The following is an 18,489-nucleotide window of genomic DNA, read 5'->3' on the forward strand; positions in this document are numbered from 1 at the left end:
TTCTTAGGATGGTGCCCATGCTGCGCGTCTTCTCGGTGGCGTTCTGGACGTTCATCGGGATCACGTCCCCGGTGTTCTTCCTCGGGGCGCTGCTCATCTGGCTGGTGACCTTGCCGTTCGACCGGCGGCGGGTGGCCCTGCACCTGTACTCGTCGGCGTGGGCGACCTGCTACGTCTACCTCAATCCGCTGTGGCGGCTGCGGGTGCGCGGCCGCGGCCGGCTGCCCTGGCAGGGCGCTGCGATCCTGGTCGCCAACCACGCGTCGCTGGTCGACATCCTGGTGCTGTTCGGGCTGTTCCGGCCGTTCAAGTGGGTCTCCAAGCAGGAGATCTTCACGATCCCGGTGATCGGCTGGAACATGCGGCTCAACGACTACGTCCCGCTGGTGCGCGGCAGCAGCGCGTCGGTGCGCCGGATGATGGAGCACTGCGACCGGCTGCTCGCCGCCGGCTCCGGTGTGCTGATCTTCCCGGAGGGCCGGCGCAGCCAGGACGGCTCGCTGCAGGCCTTCAAGAACGGCGCCTTCGACCTGGCGGTCCGGCACGGCGTGCCGGTCATCCCGATCGCCGTGCACGGCACCGGCCGGGCCCTGCCCAAACACGGCCTGGTGCTGCGCGAGCGCGCCGACATGCGCATCGAGGTGCTCGCGCCTCTCGACCCGAGAACCTTCCCGGGTACGGACGAGCTCCGCGACGCCGCCCGCGAGTCGATCAGCGCCGCCCTGCTCAGCGAAGCTGGCCCCGCGGCAGACCCGTCCTGACGATTCTCCGCACGCGGCGGATCAGCCCCTGTTGTCGGGGTGCTCCTGGGCGCCCGGCCACGGGGCCGGGCGGTCGCCGCGGTTGCCGGTCCCCCGGCTGCGCTGGAACGCCACCAGAGCGGTCAGCAGCAGCACCGGGACCAGGGCCATGAGCAGGAAAGTCAGCATGCGATCGCCTCCTGCCTGGAGTATGGCCGGGGGCGTCCAGCACCGGTATGGGCCGCCGGGTCAGGCACGGCCCCCGGCGCGGGTGAGCTGACGGCGGGCCGCGTCCTCGAGGATGTCGGCGGTGGCCGAGGAGCCGAACCGGGTCACGCCGAGTGAGGTCATCGCGAGCAGCGCGTCCAGCGTACGAATCCCGCCGGAGGCCTTGACCTGGACCTTCGGGGAGACGGCCGAGCGCATCAGCGCGAGGTCGTCGACCGTGGCGCCGGTCGGCGCGAAGCCGGTGGAGGTCTTCACGAACGCCGCGCCGGCGCGCTCGGCGGCCCAGCAGGCGGCGAGTTTCTGCTCGTCGGTGAGGTACGCCGTCTCGAGGATGACCTTGACGTGGGCGTCGCCGGCGGCGGTGACGATCGCCTTGATCTCCTGCTCGACGGCGCCGATGTCGCCGGACCGCAGCCAGCCGACGTTGATCACCATGTCGATCTCGACGGCGCCCTGCTCGACGGCGAGCTCGGTCTCGGCGACCTTGACGGCCGTGGGGCTGTTGCCGTGCGGGAAGCCGATCACGGTGCCGACCAGCACGTCGGTGCCCTTCAGCAGCTCGACCGCGACCGGCACGTCGCAGGGGCGCACACAGACCGAGGCGACCTGGTACTTCGCGGCGACCTCGCAGCCCTCACGCACGTCCTGGACGGTGAACTCGGGCCGGAGGATGGAGTGATCGATCATCTTCGCGATCTGCGCCACGGTGAAGTTCATGCCCGGAACGGTACCTGTCTAGACAGGTAGCTGTCTAGACAGGCTCGGCGTCGGTAGGGTGTCCCCATGTCCGGGGGCACCGATTTCGCACCGCGCTACTTCCGCATCGAGCAGGCGCTGCGGCGGCAGATCGCGCAGTCCCAGCCGCACGACCCGCTGCCCTCCGAGCCGGAGCTGGCCCGCCGGCACGGGGTCAGCCGGATGACCGCCCGCGCCGCGGTGACCCAGCTGGTCAACGACGGGCTGGCCTACCGGGCGCCGGGCCGCGGCACGTTCGTCGCCGCACCGACCGGCCCGCGCCGCGCCGACCATCTGGTGCGGCTCAGCGAGGAGATCCGCAAGCAGGGCCGGCGCCCCAGCTCCCGGGTGGTGCTCGCCGAGCTGCGCCCGGCCACCGCGGCCGAGACCAACCGGCTGCGCCTGCGCAAGGGCGACGTCGTCGCCATCCACCGGGTGCGGCTGGCCGACGACGAGCCGATCGCGTTCGAGCGGGCGGTCTACCCCGGCACGCTGGCCGCGCTGCTCGACGCCGACCTGACCGGCTCGCTGCACGAGGCCCTCGCCGGTCTCGGCCACGTGCTGGTGCGCGGCAGCGCCACACTGACCGCGCAGTCCGCGACCGCGGCCGACGCCCGCGAGCTGAACATCGCGGAGGGCTCCGCCCTCCTCGTCGAGGAGCGTCTCATCCTCGACCAGCGGCAGCAGCCGGTCGAGCTGAGCGAGTCACGGTACGCGGGCAGCCGTTACCGCCTGGACGTCGCCTTCGCCGTCGAACCCCACTAGGACGGGGTCCCGCCGGGGCGGACGCCGGCCGGGTCGGAGGGCAGCCGCAGGCCGTCGCTCGGCCGCTCCCAGCTGCGGGCCGGGTCGTTCACCGGGTCGACGTGCCACATCCGCACCGCGATCGTCGCGTCGGCCAGCCGGCCCCGCCGCACGGTCGCCCGCACACCGGTGGAGAGCTCGGTCGGCCCGAGATCGAGGCTGCTCAGGTAGTCGCGGCCGGCCGGCGGCGCGGCGGGCAGCAGCCGGTCGGCGAGCAGCACGGCGTCCCAGGCCGGGATCAGGAAGGTGCCGAGGTCGTTGGGAACGCACGGCTGGCTGGCCAGTTTCACCGCGGCGTCCAGGGTGCACGAGTTGACCAGCTGCGCGTCGGCCGCCTCCGCCGTACGGTCGGCGCAGCTGAACGTGCCGCCGAGCTTGAGCAGATCGCGATGGCGATGCATCTGCCCGGTGAGGTCGGCGAAGCCGGCCTCGGTGAGGTCGGCGCAGGCGGGCCCACCGACGTAGTAGTCGACCGGCCAGTCGGCGTTGCTGACCGCCCGCAGCTGGTAGTTGGCCATGAACCGGCCCACCGACCCGTCGGCGATGACCAGCTGCGGCCGGGAGTGGCCGCAGACCTCGTTGATCCGGGCGACGAAGCCGCCGAAGCGGGTCCACCGGTCGGCGAAGAACAGCACGGTCGGCGGGCCCTTGACCGCGCCGGCGCAGATCGTCTCGTCGATGCGCTCCATCGCGCCCAGGTGCCGGGCGGTCGCGCCGGGTGCGTCCTTCACCGCGGCGAGCAGGTCGTTGACGAGCGACGTCGTGTACTGATCGGTCGGGTTGGGGTGCTGGTAGACGTCGAGCCGGAACCCGCCGGGGAAACGGTGCCGCAGCCGGGCCACGGTGTCCTCGGCGTAGGCCAGGTTGGCCGGGGCGAGCTGCAGGTAACCGGGGCGGTCGACGAACGGGCGGCCGGGCGCGCCCAGGTCGGCCAGCAGGTTGGGCGCGATGAACGGGATTCCGGCGTCGAGCAGCCGGTTGATCGCCCGCTGGGTGGTGTCGCGGCTGTCGCCGCCGCCGATCACGACCAGCCGCGGGCCGAGCGCCTCGCGCCGGGCGATGACCAGCTTGGCGATCTCGTCGGCGTGCTCGACGTCCTGGGTGGCGTCGGCGATCACCACGTGCAGCCGGTGATCGGTGGTCGCCTCGAGGTGCGTCTGGGCGAACAGCAGCGCCCGCAGCTGGTCCCGCTCGGACGGGTAGTCGCGGCCGTCGGCGCAGCGGGCCGGGTCGGTGGGGAGCGGGTCGCAGGAGAGGGCGCCCAGCCAGACCACGGTGAGGTCGCCGTCGGCGAGCGGGCGGTTGTGCGACAGGATCCGGCGTTCCAGGGTGGTGGTGACCGGGTCGCGGCCGAACGCCGCAGCGGCGAACACCCCCGCGTCCGGGGTGTCGAGCAGCCCGTAACAGCGGCTGCCGTCGGCGGTGGCGCGCAGCACCGTGATGCCGGTCGAGGTGGGCAGCGTGTAGCAGTCGCGCACGACACCGGGCAGCCAGTCGTCGCGGGTCCAGCCCAGGAAGCCGACCAGCAGGGTGAGCACGGCCAGCACGGCGTGGTGGGTGGTGGTCAGCGCGGGCTGCTTGATCAGCGTGACCAGCTTGTCGGAGACCAGCACCGGCAGGACGATCGCGGCCACCGAGATGGCCAGGGCGCGGGCCTCGGTGCTGCCCTGGAACATGTTGGCGACGAAAACGGTGGCCACCCCGAAGACCGCGGCCGTGCCGCCGAGCAGCGCGACCAGCCGCAAGTTCGGGCTGAGCAGGGTGGCGATGGCGGCCAGCACGACGGCCACCAGGATGGTCCAGACACTGACGTACCCGGTGATCGCCGCGTGCACCACCAGCGTGAGCAGGGCGAGCACGGCGGCGAGCCGGGACCGCGAGCGGGTCGCCAAGAACGACACCACCCGTGACGTGGAGGCGAACTCGTCGGAGCGGGCGTGCGCCTCGGCGAGCATCGCGCGCAGCCGGGTGGTCAGCCGGATCACGCCCCACAGCGCGGCCGCGGCGGCCAGCACGAGCAGGATCGACCAGAAACCGGAGGTGCCGGCGAACAGCACCCGCATCACGATCAGCCCGGCCAGCACGACGGCGGCCAGGCGCAGAACCACATCGATGGTCGGCAATGAGCGCCGGAACCGGTCGGTCATGACACCACGGTAGGAGCCGCCCGCCAGCTCCACTGTGGATCTAGGTCAGCAGCAGGCGGCGCACCGAGTCGGCCAGCCACAGCGCGTACTGCTCGGTGGTCCAGCCGCGCTCCACGCAGAGGCCGAGCATCACCGCCGGGCTGACCAGGGCCCAGAAGACGTCGGTCGCGGCCTCGCGGGTCAGCCCGGGTCGCAGGTGCGGGCCGAGCGTGGCGATCATCCGCACGCAATCCGCATAGCGCCGCTGCGAATAGATCTGCCACTGCTCGGCGAGTTTCGCATCGATCGCCGCGGCGCCGTGGAAGGCCTCGAAGATCGCGACGTCAGCCGGCACACCGGTGGCCGCGAGCTCCCGCAGGCCGTGCAGCCATTGCTCGGGACTCTCGGCCACGAGCAGGACCCGCGCCGACTCGCGCTCGAGCAGCGGCTGCTCCTCGTCGTCACCGGCGATCGCCCGGTCGACGCAGGCCAGCAGCAGGGCGGACTTGCCCCCCTGCGCATACACACTCTCCACCGAGACGCCGGCCGCGGCGGCGATGTCCTTCATGGTGGTCGCGCCGTAACCCCGCTCGATGAACAGGCGGCCGGCGGCGTCGAGGATCGCCGCTCTGGTGCGCCGGGCCTGCTCCTGTCGCAATGCCGACCGGTACTGCCGAGCAGTTTTCGCTACAGTCACACTGTCTCCAATACAGAGGAACTGCATTCAATCTAACAGGGAGCAGATGATGCCGCTCATGGCAGAGGGCACGACCCACCGGGTGTCCCGGGTGATCAACGCGGATCCCGCGACGCTCTACGGGCTGGTCAGCGACGTGACCCGGCACGGCGAGTGGAGCCCGGAGTGCCGCGGCGCCCGGTGGATCGACGGCGCCACCGGGCCCGAGCCGGGCGCCCGGTTCCTCGGCCGCAACCGGTGGGGCCTGCTCGCCTGGTCGCGCACCTGCGAGGTGGAGGAGGCGGTGCCCGGTGAGCGGTTCGCCTTCCGCACCGTGCCCGGCCGGCTCGCCGCCGACTCGACCCGCTGGGCCTACACGTTCGAGGAGGTTCCCGGCGGCACCCGGGTGACCGAGTCCTACGAGATCGTCGTGCCCGTGCCGGTCCGCGTCCAGACCTCGGTGATCCGCGCGCTGCTGCCGCACCACTTCGACATGCGCCCGCACATGGCCGCCACCCTGGCCGCGGTCGAGGCCGGCACCGGCCTGCTGCCGGGGCAGGCCGCCGCGCCGCCCGGCCCGCTCGACGTCACCGGGATGTGGGTGATGCACCACGCGTTCCGGCGCGACCTGGCCCGGTTCGCCGCGGCGGTGGCCGGCACCCCGCTCGCCGACCGGCCCACCTGGCGCGCCCTGCGCGACCGGTGGGACCGGTTCGCCGTGGTCCTGCACAAGCACCACACCGGCGAGGACGACGGGCTGTGGCCGCTGCTGCGGGAGCGGGCGGCCGCCGCCGGCGACCACGGCGCGGTCGCCACTCTGGACGCGATGGAGGCCGAGCACGCCGTGATCGACCCGCTGCTGGCCTCGTGCCGGGCCGGCTTCGAGGGGCTGGCCGCCGGCGCCACTGAGGCGGGGCGGGCCGAGCAGTCGGCGCGGGTGGCGGCGACCGTCGAGGCGCTGCAGGCCCATCTCGGCCACGAGGAGCGCGACGCGATGGCGCTGGTGCAGGCGCACCTGTCGGCCGGTGACTGGGAGCGCCTGGAGAAAGAGGTGTTCCAGGCCGCCTACCGCCCACGGGACCTCGCTTTCGCCGTGTCGTGGGCGTTCGACGGCCTGCCCGCCGCGACCCGGCGGCGCATGCTGGCCGACGGTGGCCCGGTGCTGCGGCTGCTGAGCCGAGTGCTGGCGCCGGCCTTCCGGCGCGGTGAGCGGCGCGCCTTCGGCGCGGCCTACAACCTGGTGCCGGCCAGCGGCGCCAGGATGTTCTCCGCCGCGGGATAGAGCGGCGGCTGCGCCATGAACCGGGGCCGGGTCCCGTGGTGCGGCTGGGCCGCGTGCACCAGGAACGGATGGCAGAGGAAGACGTCACCGGCCCGGCCGGTGGCGAGGGCGACCGGCCGGTGCGCCGAGGCCGCGGCCACCGCCGGTGACAGCACGCTGCCCGGCGCGCCCCGCTCGCCGTAAGGGGCGAGCACCGCCGGCACGTCACGGTGCGAACCGACCCGGATCCGGGTCGGCGCGTTCGCCTCGTCGACGTCGGTGAAGAGGAAGAGCATGAGCAGCGCCCGATAGCTGGAGTGCACGTTCGTGAAGTACTCGGTCTCGCCCGGCGGGGTGTAACTGCCCTCGATGTGCCAGCCCGCGTCGTCCGGCTCCTCGGCGTGCGGGAAACGCAGCGGGAAGGAACCCAGCGACCGGCGCGGCTGCCAACGGCCCGGGCCGAGCAGCTCGTCGAAGGCGGCGTGCAGCACCGGCACGTTGGCGGCCGCGGCGAACGGTGGCTGGGCCATGTCGCCGACCCAGTGCACCGGCTTGCGCCAGGTGCCCGGGTCGTCGGGCTCGGCGTCGATCGCGGCCCACAGCAGCGTCACGCACTCGGTGACGACCTGCGGCGGAACCACCTGCTCGATCCGGACGAAGCCGTCCCGGTGAAAGGCTTCCATGCCCCGTCACGCTGGCGCACGACGGGGACACGGACAACTCGATTTCGGGTGGTCATACCCTCTCCCGCCGCCGCCTCATCAGGTACGGCAGCGCGAACAGGTACAGGCCGGTGAGGAAGAGCAGGCCGAGCGGCAGCAGCGGCAGGTAGGACACCCACTCGATCGGGTCCTGCTGCGCGAGCGCGACGACGGTGACCACCACGGTCACCGTGAAGAGGACGGCCATCCAGCGGTGGAACTGGCGAATCATCGTGATCTCCTCTGCGGTGGGCTTCGCAGAGGACGCTAATTTCGGGCCGGCGTCGCACGCTTCTTGATTGCTGACCACTCCAGGATCCGCTCGTAGCCGGCCCGGGACGGCAGGTGGGTGAGCAGGTGGCGGACGTTGCGCTCGGCGAACGCCAGGTCGCCGGGACCGGCTTCGAGCGCCAGGTCGATCTGGCCGGCCACGTAGTTCTGCAGGGCGGTCGCCGTCCCGCGGAACGAGTCGAGGCTCAGCGCCGGCACCGCACCGGCCCGCTCCTGATAGCCGTCCAGCAGGGCCCGCACGCCGCTGGGCGTCGCCGTCCAGTTGACCAGCGCCGAGCACAGCTCCCACACGGGCGGCAGGCCGGCGGCGTGCTCCCAGCCGGTGACGACCAGGCGGCCGGCGGCGCCGGCCCGGACATTGCCGGGGGTGAGGTTGTTGTGGCACAGCACCGGCGCCCCGGCCGGGATCGGCGCGGCGCTGAGCGCCTCCAGTTCGAGCAGGGTGGGCAGCGCGGCGACCAGGACCGGCGCCCACGGTGCGCCCTTCGCGGTGGCCAGGTCCGCGACCTCGGGCCAGCTGCGGCCGGCGAGCCGCGTCGACGTCCAGGGGCAGAGGGAGCCCGCCGGGATCGCCAGGCCGTGGACGGTGGCGAGCACCGCACCGACGGCGCGGGTGATCGGGGCGCTGACCGGGGCGACCAGGGGCGGGCCGGTGCGCAGCCACTCGTAGACCCGCCAGGAGGAGCCGTCGATCCGCTCGACCACCGCGCCGTCCGTGCTGCGCACCGGCGCCGGCAGCAGCACCCCGGCCCGGGCCGCGGCCTCCTGGAAACGGGCGTTCGCCGTGCCGTCGGTCACCGGGTAGACGTCGTCGACGGTGCGGGCGGTGAACCGGCCGCGGGTGGTCGGCAGCAGCCAGCGGCGGCCGACCTCGTCCGGGCGGGACAGTGAGCGCATCTCGCCGGCCGGCTCGCCCAGCCCGAACCGGGCGGTGATCCGGCGGGCCAGCTCGGGGGCGGCCACCTCGGCCTGCCCCTGGCGGCGGTCCACCTCGGCCTTCAGCTCGGTCCAGGTGCGGAAGCCGTACTGATCGGCGAGGGACGCCTGCGCGTCCGCGAGGGTCGCGCCGGGCCGCAGCTCGCGCAGGCCGGCGAGGAGATCTTTCGCCTGACGGCGCAGGTGGCCGAGATCGGGATTGTCGGGCAGCGTCTTCATCGGAGCACCTCAGCTCGACGCCCGGACTCGCACGGGCACGGAGCGACGGCATCCGTGGGGTGGCCTCCGGCCTTCCGGCGAGTCGCGGCGCGTACCCAACGCGCGCCGCTCAATTTACCCGGCCGCCCGCTATCGTGCGACCCGTGACCGAGCCCGAGGTGATCGGCGCGTGCCGCCGGATCAGTGACGAGATCGCCCGCGATCCCCGCTATGCCCACACCACGCACCTGCGCGTGCTGCTGCACGGCGAGCCGGTCTTCGACCGGCATTTCGGCGGTCCGGTGGTCGCGGACATCTTCTCGGTCACCAAGTCGGTGCTGGCCACGGTGTACGGCGTAGCCGCGGCTCAGGGGCTGCTGCCGGGTCTGGACGAACCGCTCCACGAGGTCCTGCCGGAACTGCGCGACACCCCGGCGCGCGGCCAGACGTGGCGGCATCTGCTCACCATGACCCGCGGCAGCGTGGTCGACGGGCCGTGGGACATCGACGAGGTCATGGCGCTGCCGCACGGCCGGGTGGCGCGGATCGCCGCGGCGCCGCGCCTCGACGAGCCGGGCACCACCTTCCGGTACGACAACGGCGCCTACCACCTGCTCTCCGCCGGTCTGGGCCGGGTGCTCGGCCGGCCGCTCGCCGACTACGCCACCGACCAGGTCTTCCGCCCGCTCGGCATCACGGACGCGCACTGGCCCGCCGATCCCGACGGCGTCAGCTACGGGTTCGCGCACCTGCGGCTGTCCGCCGACGCGCTGGGCCGGCTCGGGGAGCAGTGGCGCACCAACGCGATCCACGCCGAGATGACGCGGCCGCACACCGCCGGCGGCCCACCCGAGCAGATGCCCTACGGCATGGGTATCTGGGCCGGCGACGGCATGGTGCTGGCCGGCGGGTGGGCCGGCCAGCACGTCGTCGTGCTGCCGCACGCCGTCGTCGTCACCACCGGCGACCCGCAATTCGAGTTCGGGCCGCCGCCGCGCGACGCGCTGCCGGCGGACTGGCGGCCGGCCCTCGAACTGGTCCGCCGCCATCTGCTTCCGGTCATTCGTCCGGCACGGTGACGCACAGGTAGAAGGCGTCGACCAGGGTGTCCGGGTCGAACCGCACGCCGGTCAGATAGTCGGCGTAGGCCAGCGCCGTGCCCGGGCCGGGAAAGCCGACCTCCTCCAGGATCGGGCGCTGGCTCTCGCACTCCGGGCCGGTCGGGCTCGCCGGGTCGCCCGGGTCCAGCGCCAGCTGAACGCTCCCGTCGTACATCCACAGGAACCGGCGCCGGCCGGCTGCCGCGCTGTGCGCCACCAGCGTGACCCCGCGCGACAGCCGCGCCGCCCGGTGCGGGTCGACGCCCACGAAACCGCGGTTCTCGATCAGCATCGTCCAGCCGTTGATCGCCGCGACCGCCGCCAGGTGCTCGTCGCGCAGCCGGGCGGCGTACTCGGCGTACCCCGCCGGGACCTCGCCGGTGAGCCGTGCGTACTCCTGGGGCAGCCCGGCGGCGACCGTCTCCGCGTTGTCGTGCACCACGGCCAGGCCGGGCATCTCGATCGGGTTCCGGCCGTCCAGCCGGCGGACCACCTCGGCCACCGAGAGGTCGGCGACCAGCGTCAGGCAGTAGGAGCGGCTCAGCCGGGCATACCGCTGGGGAAACCAGGCGTACCGGTCGGCGGTTCCCATCACCCGACGAGCGTGCCGCATGCCGGGCGTTCGCGCCGCCGCTTCCGGCGATTCTGCGGTGCGTCAGACCGGGACGGGGCCCAGCTGGCTGGTCACGTCACCGTGGGCGCTGCGGACCCAGCCCTTCCCGGCCAGGCGCACGTGGAGCGTACGCATCAATTGCTCGCGCCGGGCCGCCGTCATCGGCCGCGCGTGGTCGGCGATGGCGCGCAGCGCCGAGGCGTCGTCGAGATCCGCCGGGTGCGGCGGGACACCGGCCTGCCGTGCCCGGCGCAACCCGGCCTGGTTGGTCAGCACCGCCAGCGGTTCCGCGCCCAGCTCACGGACGAGATAGTCACGGTCCACCTCGTCGGCGACCTTGTTGCCGACCACCGCGAGCACGTCGGCCACCCCGGCCGCCTCGGCCAGCTCCCGGTAGCGGCGGGCCACCGACACCGACTCGGGGGTCGGCTCGGCCACCACCACGATCACGTCGAACTGCGCGTGCAGCGAGTTCGCGAACGCGTCGGTGCCGGCGACCATGTCGCACACCACCCAGTCCCCGGCGCCGAGGTCGAGGTGCGAGAGCAGGTTCTCCAGGATCGCCAGATGCCCGTGGTAGCAGCCCGCGCCGATGTCCTTGGCCTCGTAGGTGCCGACGTGCAGCACGTGCGCCCGCGGGTCGAGCGCCGCCGCGTGCCGCGCCAGCACCGGGTCGTCCTCGGCGAGCGTCACCAGGCGCGAGCCGGGACCCGGCGGCGTCGTCGCGACGAAGTGCTCCACCCCGGCGATGCGCTCGTTGGTGCCGATCAGGTGCCCGCGCACCGAGCGCACGTTGTCCGGGTGCGACAGCGCGCCGGCCGGCTCGGCGGTCACCCCGAGCAGCGGCGCGAGGTGCACGTTGACGTCGGCGTCGATCGCGAGGACCCGCTCGCCGGCGGCCCGCAGGTGGTTGACGAAGAGAGCGGCCAGGGTGCTCTTGCCGCTGCCACCCTTGCCAGTAAAAGCGATTTTCATTTTCAACACGGTAGCGATCGGGTGCGCGGCCGCAACAACCGCCACACCCCGGTCCCTCGCCGGGGTACCTTCCGGCCGCCTCCGCTAGAGGGCGGACTCCTCCGCGTCGGTGAGGGGGCGGCGGGACAGCCGCCAGGCGCCGGAGCGGCGATTGACGTAGAGGTAGGGACCCTCGCCGCCGGCGCGAACGCTCATCCAGTGCCGGCCCTTCGCAGTCACCCGCGTCTGCAACCAACCGCTGTGGCCGAGCTCCGCCATCTGCGCCTGCGCGCTCGGCCCGGCGAGCAGATCGGCAGCCATCTGCTCGGCGCGCGCCCGCTTGACCGGCCCGCGCGCCGCCCGGTAGCCGAACAGCCGCTCGATGTACTCCCCCAGCCGCAGGGTGTGCGGCTGCGTCCCGCCCGCCGCCTGGGCCCTTGCCGCGCGCAGGAGGTCCAGCACCTGCTCGTCGTCCACCCGCGACGCCTGCACCGCGCCGTTCTCGACGATCCGGCAGCAGTACGCGCTCTTCGGGCAGTCCGCCCGGTCCGCCGCGGCGATCAGCAGCCGCCAGCCGAACGGGCTGGTGAGCAGCAGGTCCTCGTCCTGGCTGTCGAGTTCGGCGTACGGGTCCATCGCCCACGCCCAGAACGCGCCGTCGTCCGGAAACGGCCACCGCCACCAGTAGTTCATGCGCTCGCCGGCCGCAGCAGGGGCGGGTGCAGCAGCTTGGCCGGACCACGGCGGAACAGCTGGGCCGGCCGCCCCCGGTCCCGGATCGCGGTCTGCCCGGTCGGCTCGACGAACCCCTCCGCACCGGTCACCTTGCGATGGAAGTTGCGCGGGTCGAGCCGCGTCTGCCACACCGTCTCGTAGACCCCGCGAAGCTCCGCGACCGTGAACACCGGCGGGCAGAACGCCGTGGCCAGCGGCGTGTACTCGAGCTTGGCCCGGGCCCGCTCCAGGCCGTCGCCCAGGATCCGCTCGTGGTCGAAGGCCAGCGCGCCCACCGACTCCACCGGCTGCCAGGCCGCGCCGGCGGCGTCGCTGCCCGCCACCGGGGCCGGCAGGTCCGGCAGCAGCGCCAGGTAGGCGATGGTGACGACGCGGCCCCGCGGGTCCCGGCCGACGGCGCCGTAGGCGCCGAGCTGCTCCAGGTGGCCGGCCCGCGGGTCGAGCCCGGTCTCCTCGCGCAGCTCCCGCACCGCGGCGCCGTCGAGATCCTCGTCGGGCAGCACGAACCCGCCGGGCAGCGCCCACTGCCCCTCGAACGGCGGAATGCCGCGCCTGATCAGCAGCACCTGCAGGGTCCCGCCGCGGATGGTCAGCAGCACGAGATCCACAGTGACCGCCGCCATGTTTAGCGTCATGTTGACGACAATACCCGACAGCCTTTATCGTCACCTTGACGAAATAACGTGGAGGGGACGGCAAGACATGGCTGACGTGACACGACGGTTGCACCTGCGGCACCTGCGGGCGGCGCCGACCACCTGGGTCAGTCACACGGTGCGCGGCCGGGCGAAGCGGGCCGGCACGGGGCTCTCGTTCTGGTACCGGCCGTTGACCGCGGCCCTGTCCGAGGTGCCGGTCGACGACCGCGAGCTGCCCCTGCTCTTCCACGCCCGCACCGAGGACTTCGCCGACGTGACCGTGCAGGCCACGGTGACCTACCGGGTGAGCGACCCGGCCGCGGCGGCGGGCCGGCTGGACTTCTCGATCGACCCCTACCGGGGCACCTGGCGCGGGCAGCCGCTCGACCAGGTCGCCGGGCTGCTCGCCGAGCTGGCCCAGCAGCCGGCACTCGACCTGATCGCCCGGCTGCCGCTCGCCGAGGCGCTGACCACGGGCATCGCGGGCGTCCGGGCGTCGGTGGCCGACGCGCTCGCCGCCGACCCGCGGCTCACCGAGACGGGCGTGTCGGTGGTCAGCGCCCGCGTGGTGGCGATCCGCCCGGAGCCCGACCTGGAGCGGGCCCTGCAGACCCCGACCCGCGAGCAGGTGCAGCAGGAGGCCGACCGGGCGACCTACGCGCGGCGGGCGCACGCCGTGCAGCAGGAGCAGGCGATCGCCGAGAACGAGCTGCAGAGCAAGATCGAGCTGGCCCGCCGGGAGCAGGAGCTGGTCGAGCAGCACGGCGCGAACACCCGCCGGGAGGCCGAGCTGGACGCCGAGACCCAGCTGGTCGCGGCCCGCGCGGACGCGGCCCGCAAGGAGGTCGCCAGCGTGGCCGCTGCCGAACGCACCCGCCGGCAGGCAGGTTCCGAGGCCGACGCGACTCGGGTACGCGACGACGCCCGCGCCGCCGGAGCGCGGGTCGTGGGGCTGGCCGAGGCGGAGGCGGAGGCGGCGCGCCTGGCCGCGTACCGGGATCTGCCCCCGGCCGTCCTGCAGGCCCTGGCCCTCAAGGAGTTCGCCGGGCAGCTGCCCCAGATCAACGAAGTCACGGTGACGCCGGACCTGATCAGCAAGCTGGTCGGGCGGCTCGGATGAGCACCCTCACCCCGCGCGTGGTGATCGTGTCGCGGCGCAGCGAGCTCGACGAGCTGCTCGCCCGGCACGGCACCCGGGGCGCGGCCGCGTTCTTCCTGCGGCAGCGGGGCCGCGACCTGGCCGAGGTGGACGAGCGGCACCAGGCGCTGCGGGCCGCGCTGACCGAGGTGGGCGCGGCGGTGCCGGGCGACTGGCGGCGCGGGCACGTGGAGCGGGCCGATCTGCCGCGGTTCCTGTTCGCGCCGGAGGACGTGGTGGTCGCCGTCGGCCCGGACGGCCTGGTGGCGAACGTGGCGAAATACCTGGACGGACAGCCGGTGATCGGCGTCGACCCGGAGCCCGGCCGCAACGCCGGCGTGCTGGTCCGGCACCGCCCGGGCGCGGTGGCCGGCCTGCTGCGCAGCCCGTTCGCCACCGAGGAGCGCACGATGGTCGCGGCCCGGCTCGACGACGGTCAGGAGTTGTACGGGCTGAACGAGATCTACGTGGGCCACCACGGGCACCAGTCCGCGCGGTACGTGCTGGGGGTGCCCGGGGCGGACACGGTGGCCTCGTCGATGACCCCGTCCTCGGCCGGCTCCTCGGTCGGCTCGACCGTGGCCGCCGGCGGGCGGGAACGGCAGTCGTCGTCCGGGCTGATCGTCGGCACCGGGACCGGGGCCACCGGGTGGTGCGCGTCGATCGCGCTGACCCGTGCCTCGGCGCCGGGCGCCCCGGCGCCACAGGATCCGCGGCTGTGCTGGTTCGTGCGGGAGGCGTGGCCCTCCCCAGCGACCGGGGTCTCGCTCGTGGCCGGGGTGCTCGACGGCCGCGATGAACTGGAGCTGACCAGCGAGTCGGAGCGGCTGGTGGTGTTCGCCGACGGGGTCGAGGCGGACGCGCTGGAGCTGTCCTGGGGCCAGCGGGTGCGGATCGGGGTGGCGGGGCGGCGGCTGCGGCTGGTGTGAGCGTGCCCCGCTGCTCACGCCCGGCGGTCGCGCTGGAGGCCGCGACCGGGTGGCGGGATCGCGCGGGTGGCCCGGGACTGTGGAGAACGCGTACGTCGACGGTTTGAGATCTTGAAGCCGGCCGGCGGCCTGGGCCGCCGGCCGGCCGGAAGCCCGACGCGGGTGCGACATCGGGCCGGGGTTGCGGCACGGAGCACGGGGATGCCGCGTGCGGTGGGGGACGGCGTCACAGGCGCGGGGATCACCTGTGGCTTGTAGTGCGGGTAAGCGCTTTCCCACCAGCGACGCTAGGCGTCCAATCAACGTCTGTCAATCGGCTCGGGTTGCGCCTTCTGAACCGGTTCACCACGGGCGCCACCGAAAATGTCGGTGGTGGCTGGCACAATCCGCGGCACGCTTCGGTGAGGGGATGTCGATGGGCTGGGTGCCGGCAGGTGCCGACTATGAGGTGAGCGTCGACCGGGGCAAGGTCGTCGCGCGGACCGCGCAGGGCAAGCCGCTCAAGAGCCTGCCGAAAGCGCTGCGGGACCACGAGGTGGTGCTCGGCCTGCGGCAGCTCATTGAGTGGCTGCGCCGGCACGAGGCGTCCTGCCGGGCCGAGGCCGAGCGCTGGATGATCCGTTCCCTGCCGGTGCCGGCCGCCGTGATCGCGCAGGTCTGGGCCGACGACGCGTGGCGGGCGCTGCTGCGCGACGCCGTGGTCGTGCCGATCACCGCCGCCGGCGAGTGGGACGTGGCGGCCGCCGGCCTGCTGCGCGACGCCGACGAGGCCAAGGGCCTGGGCGTCGTCGACCTCGACGGCGAGTCCGCGCGGATCACCGCGGAGACGGTCGCCGTCCCGCACCCGGTGCTGCTGCCCGATCTGGACGATCTTCGGGAGTTCGCCGCCGACCTCGGTGTGGAGCAGGGGCTGGTGCAGCTGTTCCGCGAGGTGTGGCGCAAGCCGGCCACCGAGGCCGAGCAGCGGCGCGAGCTCGGCAGGTTCGCCGGCGCCCGGTTCAAGGAGCTGCGGCACGTGCAGTCACGGGCCGTCGCCGCGGGCTATCGGGTGCAGGGCGGCACCGCTGTCTGCCGGGTGTGGGAGTCCGGCCGCACGGTCGTCGCCTCGGTGTGGATCGGTGACGGCGACCCGTCGTTCGAGGCGCTGACCGACGAGCTGACGTTCACCGACGCGGCCGGGCAGGCGATCGCCCCCGGCGAGGTGCCACCGGTGGCCTGGTCGGAGGGGATGCGGATGGCCGCGGCGCTGCACGCCGGCCGGGTCGTCGACGAGGAGGACGGCCAATGAGCGAGCTTGCGAGCGAATCAGCCGGCTCGGTCGCGAGTTCACGGCGACGCCGGGGCACAGCGGAGGTGGCGGCATGAGCGAGGCATTGCTGGAGGCGGGCGCGATCCTGACCGGTCACCCGGCGGCCGCCGGGGTGGACACGATGACCGCCCGGGCCTATCGGCATCCGGTGCTGGCGGAACGCACCGTCGTGCGGCTCGTCGGCGCCACCCTCGGCCCGGCCGAGGACCTCACCATGGAGTTCCTCGGCTTCGCCCCGTCCGCCGCGCCGGTCGAGGTGGGTCACGCCCGCGGGCAGGCGCTGGGCTTCCCGGCGTGGGCGCTGGTGCACGACCCGGCCAACGGGCGGCACGCGCTGGCGCTGGTCAAGGAGATGGAGAAGCTCACCCGGGTCGCCCGCAGCAAACCGGGCAACGCCAAGGACGGTTACGAGGTCCTCGCCGGGCGGCTCGGCGCGGCCGTGCCGGCGTTCCTGCCGACCTTCTGGGAGCAGGCCGGGCGGGCCTTCCTGGCCGCCGACAACCAGCGCATGGCCGGGACGTGCTTCACCGAGGCCCGCCGCGCCGAGCAGGTGCACGGCCTGACCGTCGACGAGGACCGGGTGCGCGACGTGCACCTGGAGTTCGCGTTCGCCGGCGCGCTGACCGCAGCCATGCTCGCGGAATACGCGCGTGGCGTCGTCGGCCGGCGCCCCGCCCCGGAGGCCTATGAGCTGGTCAAGACCCTCGCCCTGCGACGGGTGGCGGGCGGCCTGCCTCCGCACGCCTCGATGGCCGCCGACCTGGCCCGCCTGGCGAAAGCGGCGAGACTCGACGCCGAGCAGCAGGCCGACGAGGTGGTCGCACAGCTGCTGAGCTATCCGGCGATGGCCCGGGCCACGCCCTCGGTCTGGAGGTCCTACCGCAAGAGCCTGGTCCGGCTCGGCAAGCGGGACGCGCAGGTGCGCGCCCGGCTGCTGGCGATCGTGCCGGATCCGCCTGGCTACGGCACCGACATGACGTCGCAGTGGCTCGAGCTGCTGGAGGACTCCGGCGCCGCCGCCGATCTGATCGCCGGCGTGCCCGCGGCCGGTTCGGCGAGCCGGTGGCTGGAGCGGGTCCTCGCCGGCCGGCACGGCAAACCGCGTAACGCGACGCTGTTGTCGCTGGTGGAGCGGCTGCTGCCCCGGCTCGCCGGCGAGGACGGGGTGCGGTTCACGGCCGGCTACCGGGGCGCCGAGCCGGACGTGCTCGACCTGTGCCTGAGCGGCGGGGTCCGCCCCACCACGGGCGCGGAGCGGATCGAGTTCGGCTTCGACCTGACCCGGTGGGTGACCGACGAGGGGCCGGGCCGCCGCGATCTGGCCGCCATCGCCGCCGATCAGCGGCTGCGTCCCGTGCTCGCCCGCGAGGTCCGCACGGCGCTTCTGCGGCTGCGCTCCGGTCAGGCGCTGACCAGCCCGGCGCTGCCCGAGCAGACGCTGGACCAGGCGTTCGGCGCGGCCGGTGTCCGCGAGGTCCTGATCGAAATGGTCATGGAGCAGTCGGCGCGGGCCGGCGGCGGCACGGTCACCAGCCTCGACCACGACCTGACCGGCCTCGCCCCGCTCTGGTCCGCGGCCGGGATGGCGCTCGCACCCGACGGGTTCCGCCGGCTGCCGGAGATCGACGTGCCCGCCGTGCTGGCGCGCACGCTGCGGGCCGGTCTGCTGGCCGAGCTGTCCTGGCCGGCTTACGAGAGCGCCACCCAGCAGGTCAAGGCCATCCGGATCGGCCAGTCCTGGCCCGAGCTGGTGGTGCACGACCAGCAGGTGGCCTACGTCATCGCTCCCGACGGCACGGCCACCGAGCACTTCTTCCGCTATCCGCCGCCCGGCGACCCGCACGCGCCGCGGCATTATTCGCAGACCAGCTGCCTCTACACCGACGGGGAGCTGCTGGTCGCCTGGACCGGGGAGAGCGGCCCGGTGGCGTACTGGTCGTCCCGGCCCGGTGAGCTGGTCGACGGCGACTGGCGGGCCGGCCGGGCCGGCTGGGGAGTGCCCCTCGAGCCGCTGCCGATCCCCGGCGGCGGGCTCACCACCGGGTCCCGGCCGGTGCACGCCGGTGACACGCGCGGGCCGGACGACGTCCACCCGCTGGCCGGCGACGGCCAGGCGTTCTGGCGGTGCGACCACGTGCGCGACGAGTCCGGGGTGTGGGGCTGGCGCTGGCAGGAGTTCGACCCGCGCACCGGCGACGCCGGCCGGGTCAGCATGCCCGCGTTCTTCGCCGCCGTCCCCGCCGATCAGCTCGTCGCCGAGGCGTGCGTGCTGCGGCCGGCGCCGGCCGAGTTCGCCGGCTCGCCGCTGGGCCGGCACGACGGTCTCGTCGGCTGGCGCACCACCGTTACCGCCGACGGCGGTCAGGCCGGCGAGGGC

General features: G+C 73.9%; 19 protein-coding genes. 8 read left to right on the top strand and 11 right to left on the bottom strand.

Annotated features, from left to right (window positions below):
- Positions 1–17: 17 nt before the first annotated feature.
- A complete protein-coding gene (locus AB0F81_RS31625; protein ID WP_360203138.1) occupies positions 18–761 on the top strand; it encodes a 1-acyl-sn-glycerol-3-phosphate acyltransferase in 744 nt (247 codons plus the stop codon).
- Positions 762–782: 21 nt separating this feature from the next.
- On the opposite strand, the gene AB0F81_RS31630 is transcribed toward AB0F81_RS31625, so the two are convergent.
- Positions 783–929 (bottom strand): hypothetical protein, encoded by a 147-nt coding sequence (locus AB0F81_RS31630; RefSeq protein WP_360203139.1) that lies wholly within the window; start codon positions 927–929, stop codon positions 783–785.
- Positions 930–989: 60 nt separating this feature from the next.
- On the bottom strand, positions 990–1,685 hold the full coding sequence (gene deoC / locus AB0F81_RS31635) for a deoxyribose-phosphate aldolase (protein WP_360203141.1): 696 nt from the start codon (positions 1,683–1,685) through the stop codon (positions 990–992).
- Between the two features lie 66 nt (positions 1,686–1,751).
- Here deoC and AB0F81_RS31640 point away from each other — a divergent pair, with 66 nt between their 5' ends.
- The gene (locus tag AB0F81_RS31640) at positions 1,752–2,468 is read left to right on the top strand and encodes a GntR family transcriptional regulator (protein ID WP_360203143.1); all 717 of its coding nucleotides are present in this window, start codon (positions 1,752–1,754) and stop codon (positions 2,466–2,468) included.
- Here AB0F81_RS31640 and AB0F81_RS31645 read toward each other — a convergent pair.
- Positions 2,465–4,654, bottom strand: coding sequence for a hypothetical protein (locus tag AB0F81_RS31645; protein ID WP_360203144.1), 2,190 nt, complete (start codon positions 4,652–4,654; stop codon positions 2,465–2,467). The genes AB0F81_RS31640 and AB0F81_RS31645 overlap by 4 nt on opposite strands.
- Before the next feature lie 40 nt (positions 4,655–4,694).
- Positions 4,695–5,291, bottom strand: coding sequence for a helix-turn-helix domain-containing protein (locus AB0F81_RS31650; protein WP_360203146.1), 597 nt, complete (start codon positions 5,289–5,291; stop codon positions 4,695–4,697).
- Between the two features lie 97 nt (positions 5,292–5,388).
- Between AB0F81_RS31650 and AB0F81_RS31655 the strand changes: the two genes are divergently transcribed.
- Positions 5,389–6,591: a hemerythrin domain-containing protein gene (locus AB0F81_RS31655; RefSeq protein ID WP_360203148.1), complete on the top strand. Its 1,203-nt coding sequence runs from the start codon at positions 5,389–5,391 to the stop codon at positions 6,589–6,591.
- On the opposite strand, the gene AB0F81_RS31660 is transcribed toward AB0F81_RS31655, so the two are convergent.
- The 3 genes from AB0F81_RS31660 to AB0F81_RS31670 are packed head-to-tail and all read right to left on the bottom strand — an operon-like array spanning position 6,540 to position 8,717.
- Positions 6,540–7,253 carry a phytanoyl-CoA dioxygenase family protein gene (locus AB0F81_RS31660; protein ID WP_360203150.1) on the bottom strand — a complete coding sequence of 238 codons (714 nt, stop codon included), beginning with the start codon at positions 7,251–7,253 and terminating at the stop codon, positions 6,540–6,542. The two genes, AB0F81_RS31655 and AB0F81_RS31660, sit on opposite strands and share 52 nt — an antisense overlap.
- A gap of 52 nt (positions 7,254–7,305) precedes the next feature.
- On the bottom strand, positions 7,306–7,503 hold the full coding sequence (locus AB0F81_RS31665; RefSeq protein WP_360203151.1) for a hypothetical protein: 198 nt from the start codon (positions 7,501–7,503) through the stop codon (positions 7,306–7,308).
- A gap of 35 nt (positions 7,504–7,538) precedes the next feature.
- Entirely contained in the window at positions 7,539–8,717 is a 1,179-nt protein-coding gene (locus AB0F81_RS31670; protein WP_360203153.1) for a phosphotransferase, read from the bottom strand.
- Between the two features lie 143 nt (positions 8,718–8,860).
- Here AB0F81_RS31670 and AB0F81_RS31675 point away from each other — a divergent pair, with 143 nt between their 5' ends.
- Entirely contained in the window at positions 8,861–9,775 is a 915-nt protein-coding gene (locus AB0F81_RS31675; RefSeq protein ID WP_360203154.1) for a serine hydrolase domain-containing protein, read from the top strand.
- Here AB0F81_RS31675 and AB0F81_RS31680 read toward each other — a convergent pair.
- The 4 genes from AB0F81_RS31680 to AB0F81_RS31695 all read right to left on the bottom strand — a co-directional run bounded on the left by AB0F81_RS31680 (position 9,756) and on the right by AB0F81_RS31695 (position 12,733).
- Complete coding sequence (locus AB0F81_RS31680) at positions 9,756–10,388, bottom strand: DUF6461 domain-containing protein (RefSeq protein ID WP_360203169.1); 633 nt, start codon at positions 10,386–10,388, stop codon at positions 9,756–9,758. The two genes, AB0F81_RS31675 and AB0F81_RS31680, sit on opposite strands and share 20 nt — an antisense overlap.
- Positions 10,389–10,451: 63 nt before the next feature.
- Positions 10,452–11,384 carry an ATP-binding protein gene (locus AB0F81_RS31685; RefSeq protein WP_360203156.1) on the bottom strand — a complete coding sequence of 311 codons (933 nt, stop codon included), beginning with the start codon at positions 11,382–11,384 and terminating at the stop codon, positions 10,452–10,454.
- A gap of 84 nt (positions 11,385–11,468) precedes the next feature.
- The gene (locus AB0F81_RS31690; RefSeq protein ID WP_360203158.1) at positions 11,469–12,056 is read right to left on the bottom strand and encodes a hypothetical protein; all 588 of its coding nucleotides are present in this window, start codon (positions 12,054–12,056) and stop codon (positions 11,469–11,471) included.
- Positions 12,053–12,733: an NUDIX domain-containing protein gene (locus AB0F81_RS31695; RefSeq protein WP_360203160.1), complete on the bottom strand. Its 681-nt coding sequence runs from the start codon at positions 12,731–12,733 to the stop codon at positions 12,053–12,055. Before AB0F81_RS31695 ends, AB0F81_RS31690 begins: the two co-directional genes overlap by 4 nt.
- Positions 12,734–12,800: 67 nt before the next feature.
- On the opposite strand from AB0F81_RS31695, the gene AB0F81_RS31700 reads away from it, so the two are divergent.
- The 4 genes from AB0F81_RS31700 to AB0F81_RS31715 form a co-directional block, all read left to right on the top strand.
- On the top strand, positions 12,801–13,856 hold the full coding sequence (locus AB0F81_RS31700) for an SPFH domain-containing protein (protein WP_360203161.1): 1,056 nt from the start codon (positions 12,801–12,803) through the stop codon (positions 13,854–13,856).
- The gene (locus tag AB0F81_RS31705) at positions 13,853–14,803 is read left to right on the top strand and encodes a hypothetical protein (protein WP_360203163.1); all 951 of its coding nucleotides are present in this window, start codon (positions 13,853–13,855) and stop codon (positions 14,801–14,803) included. The genes AB0F81_RS31700 and AB0F81_RS31705 overlap by 4 nt, the downstream gene beginning before the upstream one ends.
- 415 nt (positions 14,804–15,218) lie before the next feature.
- The gene (locus AB0F81_RS31710; protein WP_360203165.1) at positions 15,219–16,091 is read left to right on the top strand and encodes a DUF4132 domain-containing protein; all 873 of its coding nucleotides are present in this window, start codon (positions 15,219–15,221) and stop codon (positions 16,089–16,091) included.
- Positions 16,092–16,164: 73 nt separating this feature from the next.
- A partial coding sequence (locus tag AB0F81_RS31715) for a hypothetical protein (RefSeq protein WP_360203166.1) occupies positions 16,165–18,489 on the top strand: 2,325 nt, incomplete at its 3' end.

This window comes from Actinoplanes sp. NPDC024001 (assembly GCF_040638955.1).
Lineage (GTDB): Bacteria > Actinomycetota > Actinomycetes > Mycobacteriales > Micromonosporaceae > Actinoplanes.